Source organism: Cytobacillus horneckiae (assembly GCF_002835735.1).
GTDB lineage: Bacteria > Bacillota > Bacilli > Bacillales > Cytobacillaceae > Cytobacillus > Cytobacillus horneckiae.
Map to the genome: position 1 here is coordinate 1 of NZ_PISD01000100.1, position 6,382 is coordinate 6,382.

The window sequence follows — 6,382 nt, forward strand, 5'->3', positions numbered from 1 at the left end:
GCTTTCTTATCAACTTGGCTCAGACGGCGGGTTTCTTGAGGCGAATCCGGTGCTTTCTTATCAACTTGGCTCAAGTGGCGGGTTTCTTGAGGCGAATCCGGCGCTTTCTTATCAATTTGACTCAAGTGGCGGGTTTCTTGAGGCGAATCCGGCGCTTTCTTATAGACTGGATTCAGATACAATTTAGCTTAGGAAAAACAGTTATGATAAGAAATTGTCTATCATTGAGAATGAAAAATTCATTATTTTTTACTTTTAAAAATTATATCGGTCTACATCTAATTCTAAACCAATGAAATCGTTAAACTGTTCATCTGCAAATAAAAATTTAACTTCATTCATCTCCTTAAATGATATCGCTTTTACTACCTTTTTTTCTTGAAGCATGAAACGATAAACTTCCCGTCCATCCTGACTCCTTTTTCTTGAAAATATCCGATCCTTGTCAGCAATATACTTCAGCTTCTCAGCCGCCACACCTGCCAATTCGATTCCTATAATTGGAACATGCTTGCCGACATCCAATATGATGTCAGGATTTCCCACAAGCTCATCCGTGCAGTCAATTTCATGCTCTCCGGGCTCAGTTAAATAAATATAACCCATTGCAGCATCCGAATCATAAGTCATATAGTTGTTTCTCATATTATCTCCCTCACATTGAATCACAATGATGATATTTTACTATTTTTCCTTTTTAATAAAAAGCGTTAATCATTGAATATTTTATGAGACGGGATCTCATTTTATTAAGTTAACGATGATTGTGGAGAGCTGTTTGACTTGTAACAGGAGTAATTTGCTTTAGTAACAGGATTTCCATTTCGCAGTCTTCTTGCCGCTATAAAACTCTTTTTATGTGATAGTTCTCTCTCTTCTCGGGCTTTTCGTCACTTTAATACATACATCAGCTCAATATTGGCGATTCTTATAAAAGAACTATGGAATCATACGTAATTAGAAAGGAAACTGCCTTGTTCTAAATTCAATCCTCCCCATACAAAGAGAGCCATACATGCCTATCGCCAAAATATTTGAACTTTCCACTGCTAAAAGTCGCTCTTTGATTATATGAATCATTTCCCATTTTTCTCCCCTTGTTATTGATGCTAATTCTCATATTTCATACAAATAAGCGCTTATGTTAATCGACATAAGCGCTTGTATGTGGAAAATACAAATGTTTAAATGCCCATTTGATTTGCGGTTCTGTCACTCTGCTCATTGATAATGGAGGCAGCTCATCTTCTCCGAAAAAACCTACGTCACTTGTTTCAATGCTAGTCTTCATATCTCCCCCAATTAGCTCACACTGAATAAAGATTTTATATAGATGGTAGTAAGCTGGAAGATGAGGATAAAATTTCTTATCGAGTACGCCCAGCAGTTTGATAGCTTTGACGTCTAGCCCTGTTTCTTCTTTCACTTCCTTAACAGCCACTTCGCTTGGTGAAAGACCAATATCGGCCCAGCCGCCGGGCAATGACCAGTACCCATCCGAATTTTCCTTAACCATTAATATTTTATTTTCCTTAAAGACAGCCGCCCTTATATCGACTTTGGGTGTTGCATAGCCTATTTCACTGGCAAATAATTCTTTGATTTTCTCATTATCCACAGTTGTATACTCTGCCATAATTTCCACACTGAGTTGGCGTATCATTTCAAAACGTTCAATATCATAAATATCTTTCGAATAAGCTAGTCCCGTTTGCGCAATCGCCTGCAGCTGTTTTGCCCATTCCAGCCATTTTGGTTCCACTTCATGCCCACCTCTCATTTGTTGTTAATGGCCTAATCACGGCCGCTTCTCTACAGGTTCAAGAACCCCCACTATTAAAGTATTCTCCTTCTTCTTTATTGCATCAATGACACCTGCTGATATTTCTTGATGTGTCAGCCATCTTGAATGATTCGCTTCAATGATGAACCCTAACTGGATCTGAAAATACATACAATTAGGAGATAACTGCACTATATTTTTTATGTATGGTAAATTAGCCCGGCTGCCCAATACATGAAAAAGCTGCCAGTTATTTGATATTTCGCTGCTTAATATCCGCAGTACATCATCTCCAATGCTATGTATCCAAGCAACAACTAAATCAATTGGGCCATTTTGTGCAATAGTTTGCCGAATACAATTGCGAAATTGATTAGTATCGTGATAATCAACTAACAGCGGAACAATATTTAATTCATCTTTTTTCATCAGAGCTTTCATCTTTTCTTCATTACGTCCTACGACGGTTACAATATAGCCTTGATTAACTAGCCATAGCGATACTTCAGCTAGCATGCCAGTTCCGCCAATTACAAACGCGTGCTTCAATTTACTCACTTCCTTTACGTTAAATTCCACATTTACTGCTTTTCCCCTTTAATAATATGGAAACTTTCTTGTTCATTAAACGTATAAAAGGTAAACCACAAAATAAAGAGGAATGAATGATGACAACCTACACTTTTAAGGAATCATTATTAAAAAGTAAAAAAATCATTGTTGTGAATGAGCAGAAGGAAGAATGCGGGGAAATTAGAGGGACGAACCTAAAAGGCTTTGAAAAAGGAAATGGATTTATCTATCACCCATTTACCGGAACTCCCACTTTTCTTGGAATTAAAAAAAATGGGATTAAAAGATTGGTACAGACGAATTATGAAGCTAAACATGATGAAGAGCATTACCATTTTAGCGATAAACTTGGCGCTAACTTCCTCTATTTTTGTGTCCTTGGTGAAATTCAACAGCAATCTGTTTGTTTTGAAGAAAATTGGGATAGACATATTGAATGTAAAATCGGCGGCAAGCTTTTTGCAAAAATAAAGCCAAACGAATGGACATTACAAACAACCATTGAATTTCTAGAGCCAGTCGATCACAGTACTCCACTATTTTCGATCACAATACTGATGTCATTTATGTATAAAATCTATAATAAAGAAGCGGCCTTTTTAGAAGATCTTTTGTTTGAATAGTACAGCGTATCTATGACCCTATGAAATAAAACGAATCATTGCAACCTCATCACAGCAATCAAGTTTAGGACAGCTCACACAATCAATCCAAATTTTTTCCGGCAATGTCTCTTTAGAAACGGCAGTAAAATCACATTTCATAAAAAACTCTGTTTCGTATGTTAAAGATATTAAACGACGAATACCAAGTTTTATTGCTTCATCAGCAATATGATGGACTAATTTTCTGCCGATTCCCTGACCAGCGTAATTTTCTGCAACAACAAGTGAACGTATTTCTGCCAAATCCTCACCGAGAACGTGGAGACCTGCAACACCTATGATTTTATTATTCTCTTTCATTACATATAAACATTGCAAATGCTGGTAAAGCGATAAATGAGTTCTAGGCAGAACGACTCCTTTATGAGCATAAATTTGGATTAATTGATGCATTTCTTTTACATCAGTTGAAACTGCATGATAAATATTCATCATCTGAGCCCCTTTTGAAAAATAATATATAATAAAAATACAATAATTTGAATTTTTATACAAGATTATTTCCGAAGGTTTTTTTATCATTTGATTCTTTTCTTTTTAAGGTTAATATATCTTCATAGTTAGATTGCAATGAATGCTTGTAGCTGTCTCTTCCCGTTATGTCTACAGAGTTGTCTGCAGACATAATCGAAAGAGTGATTTTTTAAAGCTACTTAAGGAAAAAGTTGAAGCCACACAGAATAGTTCAGGGCCCAAGCCTCATCTGGTAAAAGGACGCTGTCGGAATACCTCTTACTCGTTCGAACTTTAATTCAATCCAGTATTATTATTTTTTTGAATCATTACTTTCCATAATTAACTCTATTACCTCGTTATCAATTCCCCTATAAAATACTGCAACCCAACCATTTTCCAGCTTGTAAGGCCCTTCTGTCGGATCATGCCCATTGTCTCTCAACTTATTATTCCACTCCTCTATATCATCCACTTTCCACGATAGATGAATAGAACTAAAAGGTGCCGGAAAGCCCTCTAATTCAATTAATTCGATTCTAACATCTTCTTTTTTTAGAAAGGCTATTTTTTCACCAGGTAACGTAAGATATTGCTCGATTTTAAAATCAAAAACACTTACATAAAACTGAATCGAGTCCTCTAAATTTCGTACTTGTATTCCTGCATGATGCCACTTCATAACTTCTCTTCCATAGGCAAAATTAAATTCATATCGCCAAACTCATGCCAAAGATATCCGGTAGTTAATGCCTCGTTGTATGCTTTCATAAGATAATCTTCTTCTATAAATGCAGTAAGCAGATCAAGATGACTTGCTTCCGGTTCATGAAAACCTGTTAAGAGTCCATCGACTGCTTTCAGAGGGTACCCTTTTTGAATATATAGACGTGTTATCCCTTCCTGTGCTTCAACATTTCCCGCATTATTGACAGCTGTTTCAAGTGCCCGAACGACTGTTGTGCCAACTGCAATGACACGCCCATTATTTTTTTTCGTTTTGTTTACCAATTCTGCTGTCTCTTTTGGAACGCAAAATACTTCAAGATGCTTACTTGGATTGGGCCAACGATCGTTTCCGTAATAACTTAACCCCGCATGAAGCTGTACGAAAGCAATTTTCACTCCTTTTTGCTTCAATTTATTAAGTAGCTTCCAGGAGAAAGCTCTTCCGGCAGAAGGCATTTCCACTGAGCCTGGAACAGAAGCATAGACTGTTTGATACATCTCTAGTGGCCAAGGTGTTTCAATGTATTCATAGTGCAGCGGCTCACCGTATCGATAAATAGCATCATATAAATCTAATCCACCTTTTGAAAAGGAGAGAATAATCAAAGGTGCTTCATTTCCTAATCCAGTAATCGTTGCAGTTAAATCACCGGGAAAGTCTATCTTTTCTCCAATTGTGAATACTCCACCTACAATAAGTCCTTCCCATTCATGATTAGATAATTTCCGGGATAAATGAAGTTCAATCGCTTGCTTCTGCTTTTTTCCTTTTAACACAGCCGGAATGGTTCGACTATTATTGAGCACAAGTAAATCTCCTTCACGCAAGCAGGCATTTAGTTGATAAAAAAAATTATGGAAGGTTTCTCCTGTTACTGGATCGAGCGTCATTAATCGGACATGATCCCTTTGTATTCCTCTATATTCAGCTGGAGTATTCGCATTTAAATAGTTAGGTATAAGGAAGGAACGAGCAGCTGCCTTCATAGAATGTCCCTCTTTTCTTCTAACATAGATTGTGCCTCAAATCTCTTTCCGTTTAATTCAATTGATTGGTTTAATGCAAGGTATACAAAGGCTTTTGCAACATCATTAGGAACACCAAGCTCATAATGACAATCCGGAACGGCAATCGCATGCATCGCAGTATCCATTTCACCAGGGTCGACCATACTCACACTAACCCCGGTATGTTGCAGCTCATCAGCCCATGTTTGTGTTAAGCCCTCAACTGCGAATTTGGAGATGCCGTAAGCACCCCATTCCGAAAATCCCGTTTTTCCAGCCTCCGATGTTACATTAAGGATTCTCCCATTATTTCGAGTCAACATGCCCGGCAATACACGCTTCGTGACAAGGAATGGATTCATCACATTCATCCGAAGCACTTCAGCAAAGTCATGATGCGGGTAATCAGCCAAGAGCATAGGTCCCGGTCCAAATACTGATGCATTATTAATTAATACATCCACTCTTCCAAATGCTTCTTCTACAATCGATACAAAGCGATCAACTTCCTTTACTTTAGAAATATCAGCATTTACTGCAATGACCTCTCCTCCAAGTTCCTGTGCTTCCTGTTCTACCTTGTGCAGCAGTTCTTTTCCTCTTGCACATATTGCAAGCCTGACTCCTTTTTTTGCGAATGCCAATGTCAATGCTCTTCCAAGACCCTTAGATGCTCCAGTAATCATAACAACCATTTTTTTGTTCATAAAAATCTCTCGCTTTCTTTATTATTCTTACTTTTATTTTAGTAAGAGATTGTATCTGTCACATCGGTAGGTAGCCGGAAAGCTGTTACTAAAATAGGATGATAAGGATCTACTACTTTTGAGCGAGAAATAATTGTCTATCTACATAGCTAATTAGCTCCATAGTCATTCAAAAAGTACTTGATTACTTTAACTTTATATTGTCAGAGGCCGATTGCTTTTGAAGGATGGTGCGAGTAGGAGAACGATAGGCTAGATGTGGACGGTTTAGGAATTGCAATGGAAAATGGCCTGCAATACTTAAAGCAAATTGCAGATTTTGTGACTACGATAATGGAATAGGCATTAAAACAGGATGGAATGATTTGAACCAATAAAAAAGAGGCTGGGACAGAAGTATTTCAGCCGAAGAAAAAACCGAACTATCATGCGAAATTCTGTTTTGAAGTGACCCCTAAAAGTTA

At 37.4% G+C, this 6,382-nt stretch carries 9 protein-coding genes; 2 read left to right on the forward strand and 7 right to left on the reverse strand.

Going from position 1 to position 6,382, the window contains the following annotated elements; all coding sequences use genetic code 11:
• On the forward strand, nucleotides 1-187 hold a 187-nt coding region (locus CWS20_RS28315; RefSeq protein WP_158237044.1), incomplete at its 5' end, for a hypothetical protein.
• A gap of 68 nt (nucleotides 188-255) precedes the next feature.
• Here CWS20_RS28315 and CWS20_RS27610 read toward each other — a convergent pair.
• The 3 genes from CWS20_RS27610 to CWS20_RS27620 form a co-directional block, all read right to left on the reverse strand.
• On the reverse strand, nucleotides 256-645 hold the full coding sequence (locus CWS20_RS27610; RefSeq protein WP_066194781.1) for a DUF2283 domain-containing protein: 390 nt from the start codon (nucleotides 643-645) through the stop codon (nucleotides 256-258).
• Nucleotides 646-1,144: 499 nt separating this feature from the next.
• Entirely contained in the window at nucleotides 1,145-1,762 is a 618-nt protein-coding gene (locus CWS20_RS27615) for an NUDIX hydrolase (protein ID WP_066194780.1), read from the reverse strand.
• 36 nt (nucleotides 1,763-1,798) lie between these two features.
• On the reverse strand, nucleotides 1,799-2,341 hold the full coding sequence (locus tag CWS20_RS27620; RefSeq protein WP_326135118.1) for a short-chain dehydrogenase: 543 nt from the start codon (nucleotides 2,339-2,341) through the stop codon (nucleotides 1,799-1,801).
• Between the two features lie 107 nt (nucleotides 2,342-2,448).
• Here CWS20_RS27620 and CWS20_RS27625 point away from each other — a divergent pair, with 107 nt between their 5' ends.
• Entirely contained in the window at nucleotides 2,449-2,979 is a 531-nt protein-coding gene (locus CWS20_RS27625) for a hypothetical protein (protein ID WP_142385435.1), read from the forward strand.
• An 18-nt stretch (nucleotides 2,980-2,997) separates the two neighbouring features.
• Here the strand turns inward: CWS20_RS27625 and CWS20_RS27630 are convergent, their stop codons facing one another.
• The 4 genes from CWS20_RS27630 to CWS20_RS27645 all read right to left on the reverse strand — a co-directional run bounded on the left by CWS20_RS27630 (nucleotide 2,998) and on the right by CWS20_RS27645 (nucleotide 5,918).
• Nucleotides 2,998-3,453: an N-acetyltransferase gene (locus CWS20_RS27630; protein WP_066194778.1), complete on the reverse strand. Its 456-nt coding sequence runs from the start codon at nucleotides 3,451-3,453 to the stop codon at nucleotides 2,998-3,000.
• 334 nt (nucleotides 3,454-3,787) lie between these two features.
• Entirely contained in the window at nucleotides 3,788-4,156 is a 369-nt protein-coding gene (locus tag CWS20_RS27635; RefSeq protein ID WP_066194777.1) for a VOC family protein, read from the reverse strand.
• Entirely contained in the window at nucleotides 4,153-5,190 is a 1,038-nt protein-coding gene (locus CWS20_RS27640) for an S-adenosylmethionine:tRNA ribosyltransferase-isomerase (RefSeq protein ID WP_066194776.1), read from the reverse strand. The genes CWS20_RS27635 and CWS20_RS27640 overlap by 4 nt, the downstream gene beginning before the upstream one ends.
• The gene (locus tag CWS20_RS27645; RefSeq protein WP_066194775.1) at nucleotides 5,187-5,918 is read right to left on the reverse strand and encodes an SDR family oxidoreductase; all 732 of its coding nucleotides are present in this window, start codon (nucleotides 5,916-5,918) and stop codon (nucleotides 5,187-5,189) included. The genes CWS20_RS27640 and CWS20_RS27645 overlap by 4 nt, the downstream gene beginning before the upstream one ends.
• Nucleotides 5,919-6,382 lie beyond the last annotated feature (464 nt).

What these genes read in the sequence shown, in the direction of transcription:
- CWS20_RS27635 (WP_066194777.1), bottom strand. Translation starts at nt 4,156, where the DNA reads ATGAAGTGGCATCATGCAGGAATACAAGTACGAAATTTAGAGGACTCG.
- CWS20_RS27645 (WP_066194775.1), bottom strand. Translation starts at nt 5,918, where the DNA reads ATGAACAAAAAAATGGTTGTTATGATTACTGGAGCATCTAAGGGTCTT.
- CWS20_RS27630 (WP_066194778.1), bottom strand. Translation starts at nt 3,453, where the DNA reads ATGAATATTTATCATGCAGTTTCAACTGATGTAAAAGAAATGCATCAA.
- CWS20_RS27610 (WP_066194781.1), bottom strand. Translation starts at nt 645, where the DNA reads ATGAGAAACAACTATATGACTTATGATTCGGATGCTGCAATGGGTTAT.
- CWS20_RS27640 (WP_066194776.1), bottom strand. Translation starts at nt 5,190, where the DNA reads ATGAAGGCAGCTGCTCGTTCCTTCCTTATACCTAACTATTTAAATGCG.
- CWS20_RS27625 (WP_142385435.1), top strand. Translation starts at nt 2,449, where the DNA reads ATGATGACAACCTACACTTTTAAGGAATCATTATTAAAAAGTAAAAAA.